This window comes from Herbidospora yilanensis, assembly GCF_001570565.1.
GTDB lineage: Bacteria > Actinomycetota > Actinomycetes > Streptosporangiales > Streptosporangiaceae > Herbidospora > Herbidospora yilanensis.
This window is the reverse complement of record NZ_BBXE01000016.1, coordinates 308,125-329,526: the sequence shown is the minus strand read 5'-3', so window position 1 is coordinate 329,526 and position 21,402 is coordinate 308,125. Positions and strand designations below refer to the sequence as shown.

Sequence of the window (21,402 nt, the reverse complement as noted above, 5' to 3'; positions counted from 1 at the left end):
AGGGGCAAGTCCCCCCGCGAGGGATCGCAACACCTTGCCGCCAGCGCAAGGGCAAGTCCAAACTCACCTTGCAATGCCCGCCCGCCTTCCTGGCTCTCCTGAAGGAACACCGTCGACTCCAGGCCGCCGAACGCCTGAAGGCTGGCGACCGGTGGGAAGACAATGACCTGGTCTTCGCGACCAGGCTCGGCGGCCCGATCGAACGAACCGAAGACTGGAAAGTCTGGAAGTCGATCCTCCGCCAAGCCAAGGTCCGAGACGCCCGAGTCCACGACGCCCGCCACACCGCCGCGACTCTCCTCATAGAACAGGGTGTGCACATCCGCGTCGCCCAAGAGGTCCTCGGCCACACCGACCGAGCGCTACCCCCACGTGGCATCCTCCAGATGAAAGACGCCAGCGACACACCTGGGCTCCGCCCTCTGGGGCGGCTAACTGCAACCCAAACTGCAACCCTGAGCCGTTTCAGGCAACAAAAAGGCCCTCTTCCCGAACTCGGGAGAGGGCCTCTGAACTGCGGAGGTTCGGGGATTTGAACCCCGGATGGGCTTGAGACCCAAACCGCATTAGCAGTGCGGCGCCATAGACCGGACTAGGCGAAACCTCCTGGTAGCCATATCGGCTCCCGACAGAGTACCGGCGATCCGCCGACGCGGCAAAGTGGATGCCCGTCGCGTCGCACAGACCTTATCCACAGCCTGTGGACAAGGTCTGCGCGAAGGAGGGAAACGTCAGGCCTGACGCACGGCCTCGCCCTCGATCTCGATCTTGATCTTCTTGCTGACCAGCACGCCACCGGTCTCGAGCGCCTGGTTCCAGGTCAGGCCGAAGGCCTCGCGGTCGATCTCGGTCTCGGCGGAGTAACCGAAGATCTCCTGGCCCCACGGGTTCGTCGCGGCGCCCCCGAATTCCACGCGAAGCGGGACTTCCTTGGTCACGTCGCGGATGGTGAGCTCGCCGACGAGGGTGAACTCGTTGCCGTCGATGTTCTCGACACGCAGGCTCTTGAAGGTGATCTGGGGGAACTTGTCGGCGGCGAGGAAGTCGTCGCTGCGGAGGTGGTTGTCGCGGTCGCCGACGTGCGTGGTGATCGAGGCGGCCTCGATGTTGACCTCGACGCTGGACTGGAGCGGCTCCTCCGCGACGGTGATGGTGCCGTCGAACTTCTCGAAGTTGCCCCGGACCTTGCTGACCATCATGTGCTTGGCCACGAACCCGACGCGGGTGTGCGCGACGTCAAGGGTGAAGGTGCCGGCCGTGGGGATGGTCTGGCCGTTCCACTCGCGTACGCTCATGATCGATGACTCCAGAAGAGGCGGTAGTTGTCCTGCGGATGTTTGCTCCAACAAATGTCTACCGGACAGATATTCCTGCCGTCAACCATCTTGGCGTAGACTCGGCGCATGGATCCATTCGACGACCCTCGGCTGACCGCAATGGGGCTGTTCGCCGAGGTCTACACGGGCATCGCCGACAAAAATCGGCGCGCCTTCGCGGAGGCCGGCCTCTCCGAGGTCGACTTCGAGACGCTGATCCGGCTGGCCCGATCCCCCGGCCAGGGGCTCCGCATGAGTGACCTCGCCGCTCAGACCAACCTGTCCACGAGCGGCATCACCCGCGTCGTCGACCGGCTGGAGCGCGAGGGGCTGGTCTCCCGCGAGGCCTGCGCGACCGATCGGCGCGCCTTCTACCCCCAGATCACCGACGCCGGGCGGGCCCGGCTGCTTGAGGTGCTGCCCCGCCACCTCGACGACATCGAGCACTGGTTCACCGGGCTGCTGCCGGCGGCCGAACTCGACCGTTTTCTGGAGACCCTTCGCCTCATCCGGGATGTCGTGCGGCCCTGCGCCACCGCCGGCGCGGAGGAAATCGAACCCGCCACTTAAAAGGGACAACCCGTCGAGGTGGTGATATGCCCTGACACGGGGGACATGGGATTCCATCCAGTACGAGGATTCTGATCCCGCTCGGTAGTCAACGCCTGAATTATGCCTCTATTAGGGCAGACGACATGTGAGGCTACAGAGCGTGGGGATACCAGCGAAACGCCGGAGAGCCTTGGCGGCGGCCGTGCTCGGCCGCGAACTCGAAGCGCCGCGGGCGAACGACGAGAGCGGGCTGCTGCTCGACGCCGTCAGCGGCACGATCCTCGACGTCAGTCCTCACCTGATCATCATCGAAGACGACGAGGGCCACGAGGAACGCCTGGTCATCGCCCATTGGGCGAAGGCCTGGCGGGGGGGCTTCGTGGCCCCGGCGGACCTGCCGGTGGGCGCCCGGGTGATCATCCGGGCGCTCCGGCAGGGCAAGGTCGTCGACCGCATCTGGGCTGACGTGACCCGGATGACCGGGATCATCCTGTCCGTCGCCGGTCGTGACGACATTTCCGTCGTGCTCGACTGCGGGCCCCACCGGGGGCGCCGCTCGATCGTGATCCCCTATCGGGCGTCGGGCCGGGTCCGGGTGCGTTATCCGCGCCTCGAACCCGGTTTCCTGTTCGACGCGATCGGCACGGTCGAGGGCGCGACCGCGCTGGCGCAGATCCCGGCCACCTCGCAGCCCGCCTACCGGGCGGCCCATGTTCCCGATCCTCCGGGGGCTTATGGCGGCGTACAGTCGAAGATCTCCGGGACGGCCGTCTGGTCAGACCACATCGAAGCGGGTGTGGCCTACCCGATGCTGGAGCAGTCGGACACCGGCTGTGCCGACGCGGGCGTCTCGTGCGCCGCTCTCCCTTATCTCGCGCTCGGTTCGAGCGTTCATGTACGGAATGTCTGCGCCGATCGCGCGACCGTGCTTCCCGTGGTGGCCTGTGGCTGCATGGCGGGCCGGTTCTGCGACCGATGCGTGGAATGTGGCACATCCCCCCGGGGGCGGGTGGTGGAACTGTCGGCGATGTCCTATGTGGAACTCGGCGGCGATCTGACCAACGGCTGCTTCAACGTACGCGTGGGATTGGGGTGAGCAGGATGGTCGCCGCGGCGGCGCAACCCATTCTGATGTTCATGCTCGTGATCGGCGGGGTCGCCAAGCTGGTCACGGCCGGGCGCGACTCGGAGCCCGGCGCCTTCGGGCGGCTCGGCCCGGCCGTGCTGGCCCCCGAGAACTGGCGCAAGAACGCCCTCATCGGCTGCGCGATCGGCGAGTTCGGCCTGGTGGCGGGCCTGTTGCTGGTCGACCACCCGGCCCCCCGCTGGATGACCGTGGCGTTCTTCACGGTCGCCACCTATGTCCTGTACGACCTGCGCCGCCGCCGTCCCGACGCGGGTTGCGGCTGTTTCGGCGACGTGAGCGCGACCCCGGTGGGCCTGCGTGCGATCAGCCGCACGCTCGTCCTCACCGCCATGGCCGTTATCGTCGCCCTCGACGGCGCCCCCGGCCTGCCGGCGCTCGACTGGGAGGTCCTGGCCTGGCTGGCCGGTTTCACGGTGGTCCTGCTGGCGCTGTCGCCGGAGATCGAGGAGACCTACGCCCGGCTGAAGTATCGCGCGCCCTGCGAGTTGCGCCCCTTCGCTCCCGAGCGGGCGGCGGCCCGGTTGCGGTCGAGCGCGGTCTGGCGCAACCACGCCCACCTGCTCGGCAGCGAGATTCCGAGCGACTCGTGGCGGGAGCTCTGCTGGCGCTTCTTCGTCTTCGAGGCGCTCAACGGCGCGGAGGTGGTCTTCGCGGTCTACCTGAGCGGGCGGCGCCCGCCGGTCCGCGTCGCGGTGGTCGGCGGGCACACGCCCATCCAGCAATCTATCCCTGTCTCGGCTTCACTCTAGAAACCCTTAGACAGAGGTGATTCAGCTCTCTACGACTCTCTAGCTTCCCCTCTAGAAAGCCGTAGAGAGGACAAGGGATCAGACGGGCTGCGCACGCAGGAACCGGCCGAAATGGGGAACGGTGAACGCGATCAGGCCGCGTTCGGCGCTGTAGATCAGGCCTTTCTTGATGAGGCTGTCGCGGGCCGGCGACAGGCTGGACGGTTTGCGCCCCAGCGCGTCGGCGACCTCGGCGGTGGCCACCGGGTCGTCGCCGAGTTGCGCCATGGCGTGCATGTAGTCGCGTTCGGCCGGCGTCGCCCGTTCGTAGCGGCTGCCGAAGAAGCCGACGGCGAGCTCCTCCTCGGCCTCGGGCGCCGACACCTTGATGTCTTCGGCCGTGATCGGGCTGCGCGGCGCCAGGTCCCAGGCGACCTTGCCGTAGGCCTGCACGAAGTAGGGGTAGCCGTCGGCGGCCTCGTAGAGGGCGTCGAGGGCCTCGCTGGTGAACGCCACGCCTTCTTCCTCGGCCGGGACGATCAGCGCCAGGTCGGCCGCTTCCCGGTCGAGGCGGTCGATTCTGGCGTACCGGAAAAGCCGTTCTGAATAGCTCTTGGACGCCGACAACACCGACGGCAGGTGCGGCAGCCCCGCGCCCACCACGATCAACGGCCCGCCTATCTGCGACAACTCGTGACAGGCCGCGCAGAGCGCCGAGATGTCGGCGGCCGGCACGTCTTGCATCTCGTCGATGAACAGCGCGATCCCGACCCCGAGGTCGGTCGCGACCCCGGCGGCGTCGCTCAGCAACTCGGTCAGGTCGATCTCAAGGTCGCCGGAGTCGGCCCGGCCGCGCGCGGCGGGGACGTCGATGCCCGGTGACCAGTGGGTGGTGCCCTTGGCGGCCGACGGATCGCGCATCGCGAACGCCTTCAGCACGCCCAGGAACTCGTCGATCCGCTCCGGAGCCCGATGCCGGGGCGCCAGCTCGCGGACCGCCATGTGGAGCGCCGCCGCGACGGGCCGCCGGATCGACTGCTCGGGCCGGGCCTCGATCTTGCCGGTCCCCCACAACCGCTGGATGGCCATCGACTTGAACGTGTTGAGCAGCACGGTCTTGCCGACGCCCCGAAGCCCGGTGATCACCATGCTCCGCTCGGGCCGCCCACGGGCCACCCGCTCCAGCACGACCTCGAACTGCTGCAGCTCACGATCGCGCCCGGCCAGCTCGGGAGGGCGCTGCCCCGCACCGGGGGCATAGGGGTTGCGCACAGGGTCCACGGTGTCGGACTTTATGACCGGATATAGCGGCCGTCGTAGATTTCCGTAGAAAGACCTACGGCGTGTCGCGCCGTGAGGCCGCGCCACCAGCCCGACCGCCATCGCACACCACCTACCAGGGCTTTCGCAGGGAACATCTGTTCGATCCGATGCGATCGACTGTAGCGCGGATCCGAACACGTGCGCGAGCGTTTCACCGTAAAACCCTGACGTCGACCGGAAAGTACGACATCCGCGTGGGTACGCTCGAAGCATGTCAATCCGCAGGTCAGCGCTGGTAGTGGGGCTGACGGCGAGTCTGGGGGCGGTGGCGTGCGGCGCCACGGCCGGCACTCGCGCCGTCTCGCCCGCCCCGATCGTGACGGAAACGACGCCCGCGGCGTCCGCCGCCGCCACCCCGTCGCCGACACCGACGGCCCCGCCGGAGTTCACGTCCAAGATCACGAAGGTGACCCGGGACCAGGTGAGACACTCCTGGCGTCCGGGCTGCCCGGTCGGCCTGAACGACCTGCGGATGATCACCATGACGTACTGGGGATTCGACGACAGGGCCCACACGGGGCAACTGGTCGTGAACGCCTCGGTGGCCGAGGACGTCACCTCGGTCTTCAAGAAGTTGTACGACTTCCGCTATCCCATCAAGCGTATGGAGCCGGTCGACAAGTACCAGGGCGACGACTACGCCTCGATCGACGCCGACAACACCTCCGCCTTCAACTGCCGCGCGGCGACGGGCTCGACGAACTGGTCGCAGCACGCCTACGGCCTGGCCGTCGACCTCAACCCGAGGGAGAACCCCTACGTGGCGGCCGACGGCTCGCACGCCCACAGCAACGCCGACGACTTCGTCCACCGGCCGCTGAAGAAGCCCGGCGTGATCAACGCCGGCGACCGGGTGGTCGAGGCCTTCGCGAGCATCGGATGGGGCTGGGGCGGCAACTGGACCGGCACCAAGGACTACCAGCACTTCAGTAAGAGCGGGCGCTGAGAATCCGCCCGAAATCATGAGAAAGTGCCCTTGTGACGACCAAGGCCATGGGGGCACTTCTGCTCACCCTGCTCCTGACCGGCTGCTCGGCCCAGTTAGGCGACCGAGGCGGCGAGGCGGGCGCACCGCCCGACAAGATCAACGACGTCGACTACATCGAGGTCTTCCGCAACGCCGACAACTTCCCGAACGTGGCCCGGATCTGCATCGAGGGCGTGGCGTTCGCCAGCACGTCGAGCGGACTGCGCGGCGAGAGCGGCGTCGCCAACCCGTCGCTGATCCGGGTCCCCGAGTGGGACGCCAAGTGCGCGGCGGTCGGTAAACCACGGTGATCTTCCGGGCCGGCCCGTCGAGCCGCATCCGGCCCCCATAGGGGATGACCACCTGCGGGTCGGTGTGCCCGAGGTCGACGTCGAACACGGCCAGCGCCTCGGGCGTGTAGACGGCCAGCGCCCTGAGGATCGCCTCCCGCTGCTCGCGCGCGTAGCGCGCCTTCTCGCCGGGCCCGTTCCGGTGCTCGAACGACCACGCCTTCGCCCGCCCGCACACCACCGCCCGAGGATCCCGCGCTCCCCGAGGTTGCGCAGCATGCGGAACACCTCGGTCGCCGACGGCATCTCCTCACTGGTCTCGACGACCAGGACCATCCCCGTGTAGGCCTCGGGCGCGGCGATGTCCCGGTCGGCCGCCGGCAGCCAGGTGAGGATCTCCAGGTTGCCGCCCCACGTGACGCCCTCGACCACACGACCGGCGTTGTGCCATATCCAGCCGCCGCATTCACTCATCAGCGGCGCGCTATTGACGAATTCCGGATCTTCCCAGTCCTGTTCGACGTCTCCGTATTCGCGCGACTCCGTGAGCTCGAACGGGCCGGAAGTAAAGAACGCGACAGGTAAAGAAGCCTTGGTGATCGGATGCATGGCGCCGCCCCGGCCGAATTACACCATCACCGAACCCCGCCATAGGTGCGCGAGCAGGTTGGTGTTGTCGCTGTAGCCGAAGAACGGCTCGGGATTGCGCCGGATCACGTCGTCGTCGAGATGGGGGATGACGGTGATCTGGTCGTCGCCCCCGATGGCCGCGACGACCGCCTTTATCGACGGATCGGCGAACGCGGCGGTGAGGTCGGCGGCCCTTTCGTGTGGCGTCGCCTCCATCCTCCGCGTAGTCGGCAACTCCACTGTGACCAGCCCGAACTCGTCGCGGAGGCGACTCAGACCATGATCGAACCGGGTGAGACGGCGGCGATACGATCACCCTGTTTGAGCTTCTTTGGGTAAAGCATCCGTTGACGTCACCAGGGCCGGTGATCTCCTGTGGAGCACGGAATCGCCTTGCCGGTAGGGGAAATCGATAAAAGTAAAATCCCGTCGCCGAAAGCAATAAACCAGGTAAACGGTAAAGAACGGCGCGAACCGTTTGACCCCGGCTTGAGCGTGGATAGATTGGGACCTGTCGCGGTAATCCGTGACCAAAGTTGCCGCAAGGATCGCCCCACTCCGGTACCCACGCCGGTAAAGCGAGAACTGCCCCACTGTCTACAGAGAGCGAATCCGATCTACCGCCATGCGGCGCGGTCGACAGTCACGATCGGAATCGTTCAGGATTCTCATGACGAACTACGCTGACGCGCTGATCAACATGGCCAACTCCCAGATGGGTTATGCCGAGGTCAACGGATCATCCAAGTTCGGAGAGTGGTTCGGCCAGAACGTCGTCAAGAAGCCGGGCTACAAGGACGCCGCCTGGTGCGACATGTTCGTCTCCTGGGCCGCCCACCAGACCGGTCAGGCGCAGGACGTCGGCCAGTTCAGCTACACCCCCGAGCACGCCCAGTGGTTCAAGGACCAGGGCGCGTGGGGAACCAAGCCCGTTCCCGGCGCCATCGTCTTCTTCGACTGGGGACACTCGAAGCAGATCAGCGCCATCGACCACGTCGGACTGGTCAAGGAGGTCATCAACGACCAGACCGTCCAGACGATCGAGGGCAACATCAGCAACGCGGTCGTGACCAAGCTCCGCACCGACGGCACCATCGTCGGCTACGGCTACCCGGAGAAGGTCCGCGAGAAGTTCCAGGCCCAGGAGAAGACCGTCAACCTGGCCGCCAAGAAGACCGCCGCCGAGACGGCGATGCCGGTCACCACCAAGCAGGTCAAGTCAGCCGACGTGAACGGCATGCTGACCGGCACCCCGGAACTCGTCACCGTCGAGAAGCCGGTCGCCGAGTCGACGCAGTCGATGACCGCGCAGAAGGTCAACCCCGACGACGTCAACGGCATGCTGACCGGAACTCCCGAGCCGTTGGCGGCCGGCGCCCTGCTGCTGCCCGTCGCGCTCGGCCTGGCCGCCGCCAAGAAGAGCGGCGCTCTCAAGAAGCTCATCTCTCACTGGGTCGCGTGCGGCAAACGCTGACCCACCCTCGAACGGGGCGAACGCCGGGATTCCCCTGCCCGGCGTCCGCCCCGTTCGTTTTCCGCGTCGGTCACTCGTAGGGTTCGACCGGCTGGGGGATCTCCGCCACGTCGGCCGCGTCCAGTTCGGGGGCGACCGTGCCGGGCTGGGGGCCGCCGGCCTTCGGCGGCACCCAGGTGCCGGTGACCTCGATCCACTGGTTCTCCGCCGGGGACGGGAAGCCGAGAACCGCCACCTTCAGCGGCACGGCGTCGGCCGCGCAGCAGGCGATCTGCATACGCGCGACATACCACCGGCCCTCCTTCTTCGACGGCACCGCGAACCCGGTCAGCCTCACCTGCCTGCCCGTCAGCGACTTCGTCGGGTCGCCCCAGGCCCGGTCGAGGAACTCGCCGATGGTCATCTCGGTCACCGGCCGGGTCAGCGGCGTGTACGCCGTCAACGCCCCCACCGGCCGCGCGGGCGCCTCCTCAGACCGGGCGGCGTAGCTGCCCAGTGGCGGCGGCGCGACCAGGAAGATCGCGAAGACCGGCAGGGTGAGCAGCCACGCCACCCACGGCCCGCGATGGCCGTCCTCCTTCTTGAAGAGCCCTGCCGCGCCGACGACCAGCACGGCCGCGCCGGCGGCGATCAGGAAGTAGCGGAACCCCGGCTTGACGTAGGTGAGGTATTCGTTCGACACCGTCGTGATCCGCAGCACCGCCCCGCCGAGCAGGACGAGCACGAGACTCTGGGTCAGCCGGTTCACAGCAGCACCATCCCGGTGACGACGCTGACCAGGACGGCCAGCGAGAACGTCAGCGGCACGAACCGGGCGGCGAACCCGCGGCCGAACGTGCCGGCCTGGAGGGCGATCAGCTTCAGGTCGACCATCGGCCCGACCACGAGGAAGGCCAGCCGCGCGGTCGGCGAGAAGGCGGTCAGCGAGGCGGCCACGAACGCGTCGGCCTCCGAGCAGATCGACAGGACCACCGCCAGCAGAGCGAGCGCGAGCACCGACAACCAGAGGTTCCCGGCCAGCGTGTTCAGCCATTCGCGCGGCACGATCACGTTCATGGTGGCCGCCGCCATGCCGCCGACGACCAGGAAGCCTCCGGCGTGGAGGAGGTCATGGCGCACCGCCTCGGCGAACCCGGCGTGGTCGTGGTGCCGTGCCCGCAGCCACTCCCCCTTGCCGAACCGCAACCAGACCCACCCGGCCAGCACCGCCACCACCAGCGAGGCCGCGAACCGGGCCACCGCCATCATCGGCTGCCCGGGAAAGGCGACCACGGTCGCCACGACGACCACCGGATTGATCGCCGGCGAGGACAACAGGAACGCCAGCGCCGCCGAAGGCGTCACCCCCCGCGAGATCAGCCCGGACGCCACCGGCACCGAAGCGCACTCACACCCCGGGAGCACGGCCCCCGCCACCCCCGCCACCGGCACGGCCAGGGCCGCCCGCCTGGGCAGCGCCCTGATCCAGAAGGAGGCCGGCACGAAAGCCGTGATAGCCGCGGACAGCAGCACCCCGAAGACCAGGAACGGCAGCGCCTGGACGCAGATGGCGACGAAGACCGTCGACCAGGTCTGGAGCGCGGGAGAGGTCAGATAGGGCGCGTAGACGAACTGCCCGAGCAAGAGCAGGCAGAGCAGGGCGACGAACACCCACGAGCCGGACGCGGGCCGGCCCTCCGACCCCGCGTCGGCGGGCGGCACCGCCGCGGGGGGAACCTCAAGACGCTCGACCACGGGCCCGATGCTTCCAGACCGGCCGGAGGTCGGCGGACGACGACGCGAGGCCTGTGGAAATGTGGAAAAGTCTTCAGTGCACCCGCCGGCGACCCCGGCGTTCAGGAAAGTTGCCCCAGCAGCCACTTCGGCCCGGTCACCAGGGCCCCCTCCGCCCGCACGCGTTCGCGCAGCCCCCGGTCAGCCGTCACCACCAGCACCGTCTCCCAGACCGGGGCCTCCCGGACGACCGCCACGATCGTGTCGTCCCCGCTCCCCTCCGCCGCACGTACGTCGATCAGCCCCTCGGGAATCTTCGCCCCCCGGGCCGTGCCCTCGACCACCACGACGACCTGTGGAAACCGCCGGGTCAGCAACGGCAGGCCCTCGATCGGGGCGATCACCCCGTCGACGGCCAGTTCGACCAGCTCGGCCAGCAGCCGCGACGTCGCCCCGGCGCGGTCGCGCCACCAGCCGTGTTCCGCCCGTGCGCCGATCACATTGGCCGCGTCGACCACTACGACCAGCGGTTTCAGCATTTCACTCACCACTGGCCACGTCTCCGCGAATCCGGGGTGCAAACGCCGGCGGGGCAGTTCGGCCAAGGTCACCCAGCGGAGAGCGGTGCTCTCCATGTTCAGGCGGACGGGGAGTTTCTCCACAGCCGTCGCGATCACGGTCTGGTAGGTCCAGCCGCCGTGGTCGTCCAGGTACACGCCCCGCACCCGCAGGGCGTCGCGAGTAAGGGCGGTTTCTTCGTGTGCCTCACGCAACGCGCCGGTGATCGCGTCTTCGTGGCTGTCGATCGCACCCCCGGGGAGCCCCCACGTTCCGCCGTGGTGACTCCACAGGGCTCTTTTCTGCATCAGGACATAGGACGCCCGCGCCGTGTGGTGCACGGCGAGCAGGCCGGAGGCTCCATGTACGCCCCAGTGCTGGTGACCGCGTCCGCAGTGGGCCCAGCCGTCCCCGTCCTTGGCTGCCATGGGTCAATGATGGGCTACCAGGCTTCCAACGGAACCACCGCCTTGGTGTCGAAAAGGACGGTCCCGTCGTCGATCCTGACGACTGTCACATGGGTGACCCACCCTGACGACATCAAGTTCTCCGCCGATTCCAGCGCCAGCTCGGCGAAGTGATATCGGTCAACTGACGTGAAATCAGGCGCCGGCCTGGTGCTCTTAACCTCATACCGGTCAGTCGGCCACACCTGCGGTAGTGGGGTCGAACGGTGCCACTGTTGCATCGCTGAATCTCTCTCTGTCGTGCCTGTCACGTTGACCTGGGGCGCCGACAGAAGTCGACCCTGAGGGCGACGGCTACCGGCTGGTTGTGACGGGCCCGATGGCTGATCGTTATGGACTGGTAAGTCATCCTTCCCGATCCGTCCGGATGGGACGGTTAACGTATGGCTTCTCACCTGCGAACCGCACTCGTCGCCATTCCACGACATGCGGGAGCGGGCTGTCCATAGCACGGCAATCCACGCCCGCCCCTCCCACGGGAGGGGTGGGCGCTAGGGTGATTTTTCATGATTCGACTCGCTACCACTCTCGCTGTTGCCGTCCTCGCCGTCGCAGGTTGCGCGGGGGACGCGGAGACGGCGGCGCCGGCGACGTCAGAGGCACCTACGGCCGCAGTCCAGGCCAGCCCGACGGAGATCACGGTCCCCGCCGCACCCGAACCTTCCGAAGGCCAGAAGAAGGCCTTCTTCACCACTTTGGCCTCGGTCGACCCGGCCCTCGCGACCAACCAGGAGAAGGCCCTCACGGTCGGCTCCCAGGTCTGCGAGAAGATCCTCGCCTCCCCCGAAGACCCCATGCAGTTCGCCACGTTCGCCGCCGAGCAGCTCGCGGTGGCGGCGCCGACGGCGGAGGGTTTCGTCGCCGCCGTCGCGGAGTGGTGCAGCCCTGAATAGGCCGATGTGTCAATATCCGTAGGTCCATGGGCTTGCGGTCCCGGACCGGCGGGTGGACGCGACCACACCCGCCGGAGCCAGATGGAGGACCGAGGTCACTCCGTGCCTTCCGGAATTTCGTCCGCGTGCATGCCGCCCTCACCGGGGGCTCCCGACAGGTACGCGTGCTGGTGGCCGTAACCGGCTTCGACGTTGAGCTGGTCGAGCTGGGTGGCGGCGACCGACCAGGTCGTGACGGCGAGCGTGCGCTGCCGGGTGGCCAGTTCGACGTAGGGCGCCCGGTCGGACTCGGGCAGGTTCTGCGCCGCGGCGAGCAGGTCGACGGAGATCGACAGAGCGTTCACCGCGCTCCGGAAGCCGCCCCTGGCGACGTTCGTCTCGGTCATCCCGCTCGGCGTCTCAGAGTGGCGTTCGACCGCTTTGCGAATGGCCTCCTGCCACGCCGGGACGTCCGGCGGACCGGCCTCCGCCATGGCGGGCAGGATCTTGTCCAGTTCCTCGACCGTCAGGCGAGCCTGGTCGGTCAGGGTCTTGATCTGCTCGGCGTCCCGCTTGAGGTCGGAGATCTGCATCTTCTCGACCGAGTCGGGACGTCCGACCAGATAACCGATGCCCACACCCGCGGCCAGCACGACGACGAGCAGAACCACGATGAGGTACGGCTTGCGGGGGGCGGGGGCCGGCGGGGGAACCGGCCGGCGGCTTACCTTGACGGCCATGAGGGTGACGTTACTTCTTCTGCCGACGATCGTCCATCTTTTGCACGTTGAGAATCGAAACCCGGCGGTGGGCCGCGACGACGCGTACCAGCAGGCTCACCAGCACCGCCAGCAACACCGTCAGCGTGATCCCCGCCGCCAGCAGCGCGCCCAGCCGCTGGTCACCGGCCCGATCGGGCGCCCAGTCGACGGCGACCAGGGCATACCAGTCCTCGGCCCGAAGCGGCCCGAGTAGGAGGAGCACCCCGACCGCGACCTGCACCGCGACCGCGATCCCGACGAGCTGGATCCTCGTGTACGTGTGCACCGCCCTCGGCAGCGGATCGACACCCGCCACCACGACGAAGAACACCAGCCCCGCCACGACCTGGACGACGACCATCGCCAGGTGCAGCGCGTGGCTCGACTGGGCGAGCTCGAAGAACCCGAGGACGTAGAGGAAGACCGGCGACGCGGCATAGAGCGCCAGCGCGACGGCCGGGTTGGCGAGGAACCTCGGCAACAGTTCCCGCCCTCCGGCGAGCCCGATCGGCGCGCCGTAGGCCATCAGGGCCGGGGCCAGCGTTCCGAGGAGCGCGTATTCGACCGATACGACCGAGAAGACCGCCGGGCCGTAGGCGGACAGCCCACCGGTCGAGGCGTAGAGCAGCACCAGGACGCCCGCGAAATAGGCGACGGTCCGGCCGACGGGCCAGGCCTGGCGGCGCAGGCCGGCCAGGTAGGCGATCACCAGACCGGCGATGCCGAGCAGGATGATCGGATCGAGGCGCGACTGGGAGAGCAGCCGGTCGAACGAGATGGACGGAAGCGGGTAGCCGAGGGCCGCGTTGACGTTGGGAACGTCGGCGGTCGCGGGCGGCGGGGTCCGCGACAACCCGACGGCGAGCGCCATGGTCGCGGTCATGATCGCCACCTCGACGGCCGCCAGCCGCAGGAACGGCCGCCGCCCTTCCACAGCGGCCGCCGAAAGTCGCGGCGGCGGCGCGGCCCCGGCTTCTTCCTGAGCCGGCCCGGCGGCGACCGCGCCTTCCTGCCGCTCAGCCGCCTCACCCGACGACTCTTCGCCGTCGTCCACCTGTTCCTCTAGGGCTTCCGTCTGAGCCGGCCCCTCGGCGACCGACTCCACCGGGTCCGCCGCCGCGGCCTCCAGCCGGGCGATCGTCACCTTCCGGTGCCGCCAGCCGAACCAGCCCAGAACCGCCAGCGCCGCGATCTTGGCGAGCACCAGCAGCCCGTACCGGGACTCGAACAGCGTCGTCAGCCCGCCCAGCCGGACCCAGGCGTTGATCAGCCCCGACGCGCCCACCGCCGCGTAGGCGCAGAGCGCCACCGCGCTGAACCGGCGGATCCCCCACACCAGGTCGCGGTCGCGCCTGACCAAGGTGAGGACGCCGTACAGGCCGCCGACCCAGATCGCGGCGGCGGCGATGTGCAGCATCAGGCTCGACACCGCGAGGTTGTGGTCGGCGGCCGAGGCCGAATGTCCGACATACGCGGGCGGCAGGGCGGCGAAGACCGCAGCGCCGAGGAGCACCGGCTCGGCACCGCGGAGCATCGCGCAGACCGCGATCACCAGCGCGATCATGGCCACGAGCAGGAACGCCTGGCCCTGCGGGATGTAGAGGACGAACGTCTCCAGCACCCCCGCGCCCAGGGCCTCGGGGATCGGCAGGCCCAGGAAGTCCGACAACGTCAGTGCGATCGTGGCCAGTGCGGTCAGCGCCCAGCCGGAGGCCCACCACACGACCTGCCGCCGCGCCGAGGTGCGGATCGCCTCGTCGCGGGTGAAGGCGACCGACGTCAGCAGCAGGCCGACCGTCGCGACCGAGCAGACGTCGTGCAGCAGCCTGACGAAGGGCAGCCCCCATTCGGTCAGGAGACCGGGCGAGGGCAGCCCTTCGACGAGCGCGGCGGGACGCCCGCCGCCGTACCAGAGGACCGCGAACAGGACCGTCACCGTCGCGACGACGGTGACGGTCACCTGGGCACGTGGGGGGAACCTCATATCCAGCCTTCCGGGGTAAAGCCGGTGAGAGCACTACCGAGTCGGAAGCGCTGTCAGGGGGTGCTGTGCGTCAGTCGCTCTTGTTCGGTTTCCGTCTCGTCGCCATGACCACGGCCGCCACCGCGACCACGCCCACGCCGATCGCCAGGATCAGGAACCCGCCGCCGCCCCCGGAGTCAGCGTCTTCGGCGCTGCTCTGCGGGGTGACGTCCACCGACGGCGGCGTGGCGGCCGCGACGGGGATCGGCTCCGGCGAAGCGGAAGGCGAGGAGTCGGCGACCGCCTCGGAGGGCTCGGAGGTCGGGGACTCCGGGGCGGTCACCGTGAACGGCACCTCACCCGTTCGCGGGTGCCCGTCGGAGGAGACGATCCGGTAGGCGATGACGTATTTCCCGGCCGGCAGCGGACCCGACACGGCCTGGATCACCTTGTGGCCGTCGCGCTCCGCCTCGCCCGACGCGTAGTTCTTGTCGTCGGGGCCGTTGACGACGACCTTCGGGAACCGCACCGAGTTGCTGAATTCCAGCACCACCTCGGTCAAGCTCTCGACTTTGGCGTTCTCCTTCGGGTTGCTGGATTTCAGTACGTCGTGCGCCTGCGCCGCCGAAGCGGGCCAGAGCGCGGCGGTCGCCAGCAGGACGAGGGCCGCCGTTCTGCGGAAAAGCATGAGAAAACTCCGTCCGATGGAGTCAGGTCACCATTCGACCGGCAGCGAGTCGAGGCCGTAGACGATCGCGACCTGGCGGTACGCGGGCTCGCCTGCGAGTCGCAGGCCGGGGAACCGCCGCAGCAGGGCGGGGTAGGCGACACGCATTTCCATCCGCGCCAAGGGGGCGCCGATGCATCGATGTACGCCGTGACCGAAGGCCAGGTGGGATTTGAGCTCCCGGCGGTTCGGATCGGCGGTGTCCATGTCCTCGCCGAGGATCGCGTCGCGGTTGGCCGCCGAGAGCGAGCAGAGCACCATCTCGCCCTTCGCGATCGGCTGGCCCGCGAGTTCGAGATCTTCCCGGGCGAACCTCGGGAACGCGACCTGGACGACGGTCATGTAACGCAACAGCTCCTCGACGACCTTGTCGATGTGGTCGTCGGTGTCGCATACGAGAGCGAGGAACTCGGGGTTCTCCAGCAGCCAGAGAGTGCCGAGGGCGAGCATGCTCGTGGTCGTGTCGTGGCCGCCGGTCAGCAGGCCGTCGGCGAGACTGGCCAGCTCACGGTCGGTGACGTCGTCTCCGTGTTCCCGCAGCAGCGCCCCGAGCAGACCTTCGCCGGGCGAGCGGCGTTCCCGCGCGACCAGCTCGGTCAGGTAGGCCATCGAGTCGTTGATGGCCTGGAGCGAGGCCTCCGGCCCGGCCGAGAAGTCGAACCGGTCGGTCGAGAAGCGCAGGAAGTCGGAGCGGTCCTCGTAGGGGACGCCGAGGAGCTCGCACACGACGAGCGACGGGATCGGCAACGCGAACGACGACACGAGGTCGGCCGGTGCGCCTTCCTTCTGCACCAGGTCGAGCTGCTCGTTCACGATGGCGGTGATGCGGGGTTCGAGCCGCCGCAGCCGGTGCATCGTGAACTCCGGCGTGAGCATGCGGCGCAGCCGCGTGTGCTCGGGCGGGTCGCGGAAGCCCAGGCCACCCGGGTCGTCCTGATTCGACCCCATGCCGGTGATGTTGCCGAAGTCGTTGCTGAACCGCGCGGTGTCGCCCAGCACGGCCCGTACGTCTTCGTACCGGGTCACCAGCCAGACCGTCGAGCCGCCCGGAATGGTCAGTGGATGGACGGCGCGTTCGGCCCGGATCTGGGACAGCTCGGCTATGGGATCCATCCGGTCGCGCAGAAACTGCACAAGCGGAAACTCGGAATCGGACATTACAGATGGTTCCTCATCGTCATGGGTGGAAGGAGCGTTCGGCCTCAACGAGGAGGGCCGCGCCCTTCGACAGGATGACGAGAGGTGCTCTTCACGACAACAGGTGCGACCGGCACGGGAACGCCTGTCACCGAAACAGGTCGCGGCAGCGACATGATCGGGACGATCCGGCCGGCGAGCCGGCGCAGCAGCGTCCAGAACAGTTCTTCGCCCCGGCCCAGCCACCAGGCGGTGACGACGACCGCCCAGACGTGCAGGACGATCATGCTCAGGCTCGGCATGTGCAGATGCCCGGCGAGCCGTTCGGGCGAGGAGACGTGGAGGACGGAGAAGAGCAGGTGCAGCAGCACCTGCATGGCCCCCAGCAGCGGCATGATCTCGCCGGCCGTGCGTTCGCGCGCGGTCAGCGGGAAGGCGGCGACCAGCGTGAGGGCGAACGCGGCGGACAACCCCGGAGCGGTGACCGACCCGCCGGCGAAGGTGTGGGCGACGGCGGCAAGCCCCGAACAGACCACGGCGAACACCGTGGCACGGGCGAGACGAAAGGGCAGCGCCGCAGACATAGCCCCGCAATCATCGCACGCGCACCACCCATTCGGCTGCCCCGGCTGATCAAACAGCTCGGCCGGCGATCGAGCCTGACACCGTCACGCGCCCGGCTGCGCCGCCACGGCGTCGAAGGCCTCGATCGAGCGGGCGTAGTCGCCGGGCTCCGAGAGCGTGGTGCCGAGCCGGGGGTCGTAGGCGGTCAGCCCCGTCGCGCGTTCGACGATCTCGGCGACCTCGCGCAGCGACGTCGTGATCTGGTCGGTGGGCGGGCCGGGCAGGGTGACGCTCCACCGGCCCAGGTGACAGGTCACCATGAGACCGGTGGAGAGCTGGGTCACCTCGCAGTTCAGCAGGTCTTCGGACACCACGCCGAGCACGTCGCGCACCGCGACGGCGACGGTCGACCAGATCGCGTAGTCGACCGTCTCCGGGGCCCTCTCCTCCAGCGGCAGGAAGCTGATGGCGTAACTCATACGAACACACTATCGACCGGCACCGACAAAACCCGGGCTCACCTGTGAAGGAGGCCGAAGGCTCCCCGGACGATCGCCAGGACCTCGGTCGCCGCGGCCACCTCGGAAAGGGCCTTCTTCTCGTCGACGGACTGGACCACCACGACGCCGATCTTGTTCTGGTCGGACCTGGCCAGGAAGCCGAGCGTCAGCACGCCGGGCTCGGAGCCGCCCTTGAACCACACCGTGGGCCAGGTCTTCTGGTCGAGCCCGAGCCCCGCGTCGTTGGCGCCCATGATCTCGTTCAGTTCGGGGCCGCCGAGGCCGTGGAGGTCGACCAGGGCGCGGCACATGTCGGTGGGGCTGCCGAACCATTCGATCGTGGTGACGTCGCGAGGGGTCGTCCACGGCGTGACCTCGCTGGTCGGGACCTTGTCCACGACGTCTTCCAGGTAGGCGCGCCGGTCGGGGGCCTTGAGGAAGCCCTCGGCGTACTCGGGGTGGTCGGCGCCTTTCAGCACGAACAGTTCGCGGGTGGTCAGCAGGGGGATGTTCTTGTCGGCGTTCGACGACCAGTCGCGGATCACGGCCTCGACGGCCGGTTTGCCGACGCGGTCGATCAGCAGGTCGGTGGCGGTGTTGTCGCTGATGGAGATCATCAGCTTGGCGGCCTCCTTGACCGTGACCTCGGTTCCGTCGGGACGGTCTTGCAGTTCCCCGCTGGGCAGGCTCTTCTTCGTGTCACTGATGGTCAACTGGTCGGTCCAGGACAGGCGGCCGGCCTTGACCTCCCGGGCGACGGCGCCCAGGACGTACAGCTTGAACATCGAACCCAGTGGACGGGCCTGGTCTGGGGCGATCCCGTGGACGGGCTCGCAGTCCCGACCCGCGGCGAGGAAGCCCGACGGGGCCGTGGTCGCGAGGCGTTCGTCGATGTCACCCCAGCTCGCCGGGGCAGGCGCGTCGGCCGGGGAGACCAGCAGACCGGCGATCTTCCCCGACGGGTCGACGGCCATGGTCAGTTTCGCCCGGTTCCCGCCCGACTCGACCAGGGCCACGAGGTCGGTCTCGGTGGCCCGCTGGATCTCGACCAGCCGCAGGCCCTTGAGCTGGCCGCTGACCTCGTTGATCTGCGCGGCGGGCACCTGTTCGAGGAAAGACGGCGCGAAGTTCTTGTTGATCTGGTCGGCCGGGATGGGCAGCGCCGACAGCGCCCCCAGATACCACGTCAGCTTCTCGCCGACGGGGGTGCCGGGAACGGGCACTCCGGTGTACGCCCCCGACGTGACGGCCGGCGAACTCACGGCAGGCGCCGCCTGCTCGGCCGTCGCGCACGCGCTGAGCAGCAGCGCGAGTGGAAGCATGAGTCGTGCGAGCCTCACGGCGTCTCTCCCAGTCGATGGGTCGGTGCCGTTCTCGGATACCCGCGTCGGTGGAGGTCACCCGTGTCCCGCACATGACGAATCCCTGGCCGGCGAGACCGCCGGCCAGGGATTCGGACGATCGGTGACTAGTCGGTGCCCGACTCCATCGCCGCCGCGTCGAGCAGCGCGTCGTCTTCGGAGACCTCGCCGCGCGAGGCGATGGCCTCGGCGCCGCCCTCGGGCATCGCGCCGATCAGCTCGGTCGGCGCGGCCTGCAGGGCGATCAGGTCGCCGTGGGCGCTGCCGACCATGCCGAGACCGGCGTACTGCTCCAGCTTGGCGCGGGAGTCGGCGATGTCGAGGTTGCGCATGGTGAGCTGGCCGATGCGGTCGAGCGGGCCGAACGCGGAGTCCTCGGTGCGCTCCATGGAGAGCTTGTCGGGGTGGTAGCTGAACGACGGGCCGGACGTGTCGATGATCGAGTAGTCCTCACCCCGACGCAGCCGCAGCGTGACCTGGCCCGTGACGGCGGTGCCGACCCAGCGCTGCAGCGCCTCGCGGAGCATGAGCGCCTGCGGGTCGAGCCAGCGGCCCTCGTACATGAGCCGGCCGAGACGGCGGCCCTCGTTGTGGTAGCTGACCAGCGTGTCTTCGTTGTGGATCGCGTTGACGAGGCGCTCGTAGGCGGCGTGGAGCAGCGCCATGCCGGGGGCCTCGTAGATGCCCCGCGACTTTGCCTCGATGACGCGGTTCTCGATCTGGTCGGACATGCCCATGCCGTGACGGCCGCCGATGGCGTTGGCCTCCAGCACCAGGTCGACCGGCGAGGCGAACTCCTTGCCGTTGATCGTGATCGGCCGGCCCTGCTCGAAGCCGATGGTCACGTCTTCGGGCGCGATCTCGACCTGCGGGTCCCAGAACCGCACGCCCATGATGGGCTCGACGATCTCGATGCCGGTGTCGAGGTGCTCCAGCGACTTGGCCTCGTGGGTGGCGCCCCAGATGTTGGCGTCGGTCGAGTAGGCCTTCTCGGTGCTGTGGCGGTAGGGCAGGTCACGGGTGAGCAGCCACTCGGACATCTCCTTGCGCCCGCCGAGCTCGTGGACGAAGTCGGCGTCGAGCCACGGCTTGTAGATGCGCAGCGACGGGTTGGCCAGCAGGCCGTAGCGGTAGAACCGCTCGATGTCGTTGCCCTTGTAGGTCGACCCGTCGCCCCAGATCTGGACGCCGTCGTCGAGCATCGCCCGTACGAGAAGAGTGCCGGTCACCGCACGGCCCAGCGGCGTGGTGTTGAAATAGGTGCGGCCACCGGACCGGATGTGGAAGGCCCCGCAGGCCAGCGCCGCGAGCCCCTCTTCGACCAGGGTCGCCCGGCAGTCGACCAGCCGCGCGATCTCCGCGCCGTATTCCTGGGCCCGGCCGGGCACCGAGGCGATGTCGGGCTCGTCGTACTGCCCGAGTTCCGCCGTGTACGTGCACGGGACGGCCCCTCGCTCGCGCATCCACGCGACCGCGACGGAGGTGTCGAGGCCACCGGAGAAGGCGATCCCGACTCGTTCACCGACAGGGAGGGAATTCAGCACCTTGGACACAAGCAGAACTATACACACCCATGCATGACCATGCAATCAGCCTTCCGACCAGCTCAGGGAACGGTCTCAGCGTCTGCGCAGCAGGTAGGTGTCCATGATCCAGCCCTTGCGCTCCCTGGCCTGGGCGCGCAGTTCCCTGATCTTGGGGGCGACTTCGGCGACCGGGCCGGCGACCAGGATCTCGTCGGGGGTGCCGAGATAGGCGCCCCAGTAGATGTCGAAGTCGTCGAGGCCCTCGAAGGCGAGGCGGGCGTCCAGCATGACGACCATGTCGTCGGCGCTCGGCCCCTCGTCGGCGAGGCTGCGGCCGGTGGTCAGGTGGACGGGGCGGGCGACCCGCGTCAGGCCGACGCGGTGGCGGGCGGTCAGGGCGGCGACGGCGCTGATGCCGGGCACGACCTCCACGTCGACGCCGGCCGGGAGGCCTTCCAGCGCGGCGAGCGTGCTGTCGTACACACCCGGATCTCCCCAGATCAGGAACGCCCCGATCTGCCCCTCGCCGAGAGCCTCGTCGATCATCCGGTGATAGAGGACGCCGCGGCGCTCGCGCCAGTCTTCGACCGCCTCGGCGTAGGCGGCGGCGGTGCGGTCGCGCTCGGGGTCGGTCGCGGTGACGATCCGGTGGGGCTCGCGCGCGTGATCCTTGATCATCTGGTGGCGCAGATCGGTCAGGTCGCGCTTCTCCGCACCCTTGTCGACGATGAAGAAGACGTCGGTGGCCGCGATGGCCTTGACGGCCTGGAGGGTGAGATGGTCCGGGTCTCCGGCGCCGATCCCGATGAGGAGGAGGCGTTTCACA

Annotated in this window: 23 protein-coding genes, 1 tRNA gene and 1 pseudogene; 8 read left to right on the top strand and 17 right to left on the bottom strand. The window is 68.5% G+C overall.

From position 1 onward, the window contains the following. Nucleotides 1-68: 68 nt before the first annotated feature. A complete protein-coding gene (locus AW273_RS39305; RefSeq protein ID WP_198168072.1) occupies nt 69-536 on the top strand; it encodes a tyrosine-type recombinase/integrase in 468 nt (155 codons plus the stop codon). On the opposite strand, the gene AW273_RS09655 is transcribed toward AW273_RS39305, so the two are convergent. Both AW273_RS09655 and AW273_RS09650 read right to left on the bottom strand, forming a co-directional pair. Continuing rightward, nucleotides 518-607, bottom strand: a tRNA-Ser gene (locus tag AW273_RS09655). The genes AW273_RS39305 and AW273_RS09655 overlap by 19 nt on opposite strands. 124 nt (nt 608-731) lie before the next feature. Continuing rightward, nucleotides 732-1,295, bottom strand: a complete 564-nt coding sequence (locus AW273_RS09650; protein WP_062347336.1) for a YceI family protein — start codon at nt 1,293-1,295, stop codon at nt 732-734. Nucleotides 1,296-1,403: 108 nt separating this feature from the next. Between AW273_RS09650 and AW273_RS09645 the strand changes: the two genes are divergently transcribed. The 3 genes from AW273_RS09645 to AW273_RS09635 all read left to right on the top strand — a co-directional run bounded on the left by AW273_RS09645 (nt 1,404) and on the right by AW273_RS09635 (nt 3,764). Next, complete coding sequence (locus AW273_RS09645; protein ID WP_062347335.1) at nt 1,404-1,886, top strand: MarR family winged helix-turn-helix transcriptional regulator; 483 nt, start codon at nt 1,404-1,406, stop codon at nt 1,884-1,886. Nucleotides 1,887-2,028: 142 nt separating this feature from the next. Further along, nucleotides 2,029-2,964, top strand: a complete 936-nt coding sequence (locus AW273_RS09640) for a hypothetical protein (RefSeq protein ID WP_062347334.1) — start codon at nt 2,029-2,031, stop codon at nt 2,962-2,964. Nucleotides 2,965-2,969: 5 nt separating this feature from the next. Next, entirely contained in the window at nt 2,970-3,764 is a 795-nt protein-coding gene (locus AW273_RS09635; protein WP_062347333.1) for a MauE/DoxX family redox-associated membrane protein, read from the top strand. Between the two features lie 78 nt (nt 3,765-3,842). Here the strand turns inward: AW273_RS09635 and AW273_RS09630 are convergent, their stop codons facing one another. After that, nucleotides 3,843-5,024 (bottom strand): ATP-binding protein, encoded by a 1,182-nt coding sequence (locus AW273_RS09630; protein ID WP_062347332.1) that lies wholly within the window; start codon nt 5,022-5,024, stop codon nt 3,843-3,845. 253 nt (nt 5,025-5,277) lie between these two features. Between AW273_RS09630 and AW273_RS09625 the strand changes: the two genes are divergently transcribed. After that, nucleotides 5,278-6,012: a M15 family metallopeptidase gene (locus tag AW273_RS09625; protein WP_062347331.1), complete on the top strand. Its 735-nt coding sequence runs from the start codon at nt 5,278-5,280 to the stop codon at nt 6,010-6,012. 32 nt (nt 6,013-6,044) lie between these two features. Further along, nucleotides 6,045-6,344, top strand: a complete 300-nt coding sequence (locus AW273_RS38505; protein ID WP_232327239.1) for a hypothetical protein — start codon at nt 6,045-6,047, stop codon at nt 6,342-6,344. Nucleotides 6,345-6,423: 79 nt separating this feature from the next. Here the strand turns inward: AW273_RS38505 and AW273_RS39300 are convergent. Both AW273_RS39300 and AW273_RS37825 read right to left on the bottom strand, forming a co-directional pair. Then, a pseudogene (locus AW273_RS39300) lies at nt 6,424-6,797 on the bottom strand (LD-carboxypeptidase); the annotation flags it as partial. 153 nt (nt 6,798-6,950) lie between these two features. After that, nucleotides 6,951-7,193 carry an LD-carboxypeptidase gene (locus tag AW273_RS37825; protein WP_232327237.1) on the bottom strand — a complete coding sequence of 81 codons (243 nt, stop codon included), beginning with the start codon at nt 7,191-7,193 and terminating at the stop codon, nt 6,951-6,953. A 430-nt stretch (nt 7,194-7,623) separates the two neighbouring features. On the opposite strand from AW273_RS37825, the gene AW273_RS09610 reads away from it, so the two are divergent. Further along, nucleotides 7,624-8,427: a CHAP domain-containing protein gene (locus AW273_RS09610; protein ID WP_062347330.1), complete on the top strand. Its 804-nt coding sequence runs from the start codon at nt 7,624-7,626 to the stop codon at nt 8,425-8,427. A gap of 70 nt (nt 8,428-8,497) precedes the next feature. On the opposite strand, the gene AW273_RS09605 is transcribed toward AW273_RS09610, so the two are convergent. From AW273_RS09605 to AW273_RS09595, 3 genes are all read right to left on the bottom strand, one after another. Continuing rightward, entirely contained in the window at nt 8,498-9,175 is a 678-nt protein-coding gene (locus AW273_RS09605) for a TIGR03943 family putative permease subunit (RefSeq protein ID WP_062347328.1), read from the bottom strand. Further along, the gene (locus tag AW273_RS09600) at nt 9,172-10,161 is read right to left on the bottom strand and encodes a permease (protein WP_083949633.1); all 990 of its coding nucleotides are present in this window, start codon (nt 10,159-10,161) and stop codon (nt 9,172-9,174) included. The genes AW273_RS09605 and AW273_RS09600 overlap by 4 nt, the downstream gene beginning before the upstream one ends. Nucleotides 10,162-10,262: 101 nt before the next feature. After that, entirely contained in the window at nt 10,263-11,126 is an 864-nt protein-coding gene (locus AW273_RS09595; protein ID WP_062347326.1) for an NUDIX hydrolase, read from the bottom strand. 545 nt (nt 11,127-11,671) lie between these two features. Here AW273_RS09595 and AW273_RS09585 point away from each other — a divergent pair. Further along, nucleotides 11,672-12,058, top strand: a complete 387-nt coding sequence (locus AW273_RS09585) for a hypothetical protein (RefSeq protein WP_062347316.1) — start codon at nt 11,672-11,674, stop codon at nt 12,056-12,058. A gap of 95 nt (nt 12,059-12,153) precedes the next feature. On the opposite strand, the gene AW273_RS09580 is transcribed toward AW273_RS09585, so the two are convergent. From AW273_RS09580 to cobF, 9 genes are all read right to left on the bottom strand, one after another. Further along, on the bottom strand, nt 12,154-12,777 hold the full coding sequence (locus AW273_RS09580) for a hypothetical protein (RefSeq protein ID WP_062347314.1): 624 nt from the start codon (nt 12,775-12,777) through the stop codon (nt 12,154-12,156). 10 nt (nt 12,778-12,787) lie between these two features. Next, the gene (locus AW273_RS09575; protein WP_062347312.1) at nt 12,788-14,758 is read right to left on the bottom strand and encodes a bifunctional copper resistance protein CopD/cytochrome c oxidase assembly protein; all 1,971 of its coding nucleotides are present in this window, start codon (nt 14,756-14,758) and stop codon (nt 12,788-12,790) included. A gap of 94 nt (nt 14,759-14,852) precedes the next feature. Next, a complete protein-coding gene (locus AW273_RS09570) occupies nt 14,853-15,449 on the bottom strand; it encodes a copper resistance CopC family protein (RefSeq protein WP_062347310.1) in 597 nt (198 codons plus the stop codon). 27 nt (nt 15,450-15,476) lie between these two features. Beyond that, on the bottom strand, nt 15,477-16,622 hold the full coding sequence (locus AW273_RS09565) for a cytochrome P450 (RefSeq protein ID WP_232327235.1): 1,146 nt from the start codon (nt 16,620-16,622) through the stop codon (nt 15,477-15,479). Between the two features lie 68 nt (nt 16,623-16,690). Continuing rightward, nucleotides 16,691-17,209: a hypothetical protein gene (locus AW273_RS09560; RefSeq protein WP_062347306.1), complete on the bottom strand. Its 519-nt coding sequence runs from the start codon at nt 17,207-17,209 to the stop codon at nt 16,691-16,693. 84 nt (nt 17,210-17,293) lie between these two features. Beyond that, entirely contained in the window at nt 17,294-17,668 is a 375-nt protein-coding gene (locus AW273_RS09555; RefSeq protein WP_062347304.1) for a hypothetical protein, read from the bottom strand. A 38-nt stretch (nt 17,669-17,706) separates the two neighbouring features. Further along, the gene (locus tag AW273_RS09550; protein ID WP_157555660.1) at nt 17,707-19,029 is read right to left on the bottom strand and encodes a serine hydrolase; all 1,323 of its coding nucleotides are present in this window, start codon (nt 19,027-19,029) and stop codon (nt 17,707-17,709) included. 128 nt (nt 19,030-19,157) lie between these two features. Next, nucleotides 19,158-20,603: an argininosuccinate synthase gene (gene argG / locus AW273_RS09545; protein WP_062347300.1), complete on the bottom strand. Its 1,446-nt coding sequence runs from the start codon at nt 20,601-20,603 to the stop codon at nt 19,158-19,160. Between the two features lie 66 nt (nt 20,604-20,669). Beyond that, nucleotides 20,670-21,401 carry a precorrin-6A synthase (deacetylating) gene (gene cobF / locus AW273_RS09540; RefSeq protein WP_062347299.1) on the bottom strand — a complete coding sequence of 244 codons (732 nt, stop codon included), beginning with the start codon at nt 21,399-21,401 and terminating at the stop codon, nt 20,670-20,672. Between the last annotated feature and the right edge of the window lies 1 nt (nt 21,402).

Coding starts and splice junctions, on each gene's coding strand:
- AW273_RS09595 (WP_062347326.1), bottom strand. CDS start 11,126: ATGGCAGCCAAGGACGGGGACGGCTGGGCCCACTGCGGACGCGGTCAC.
- AW273_RS09650 (WP_062347336.1), bottom strand. CDS start 1,295: ATGAGCGTACGCGAGTGGAACGGCCAGACCATCCCCACGGCCGGCACC.
- AW273_RS09570 (WP_062347310.1), bottom strand. CDS start 15,449: ATGCTTTTCCGCAGAACGGCGGCCCTCGTCCTGCTGGCGACCGCCGCG.
- AW273_RS09560 (WP_062347306.1), bottom strand. CDS start 17,209: ATGTCTGCGGCGCTGCCCTTTCGTCTCGCCCGTGCCACGGTGTTCGCC.
- AW273_RS09555 (WP_062347304.1), bottom strand. CDS start 17,668: ATGAGTTACGCCATCAGCTTCCTGCCGCTGGAGGAGAGGGCCCCGGAG.
- AW273_RS09645 (WP_062347335.1), top strand. CDS start 1,404: ATGGATCCATTCGACGACCCTCGGCTGACCGCAATGGGGCTGTTCGCC.
- AW273_RS09625 (WP_062347331.1), top strand. CDS start 5,278: ATGTCAATCCGCAGGTCAGCGCTGGTAGTGGGGCTGACGGCGAGTCTG.
- AW273_RS09580 (WP_062347314.1), bottom strand. CDS start 12,777: ATGGCCGTCAAGGTAAGCCGCCGGCCGGTTCCCCCGCCGGCCCCCGCC.
- AW273_RS09610 (WP_062347330.1), top strand. CDS start 7,624: ATGACGAACTACGCTGACGCGCTGATCAACATGGCCAACTCCCAGATG.
- AW273_RS09585 (WP_062347316.1), top strand. CDS start 11,672: ATGATTCGACTCGCTACCACTCTCGCTGTTGCCGTCCTCGCCGTCGCA.
- AW273_RS09635 (WP_062347333.1), top strand. CDS start 2,970: ATGGTCGCCGCGGCGGCGCAACCCATTCTGATGTTCATGCTCGTGATC.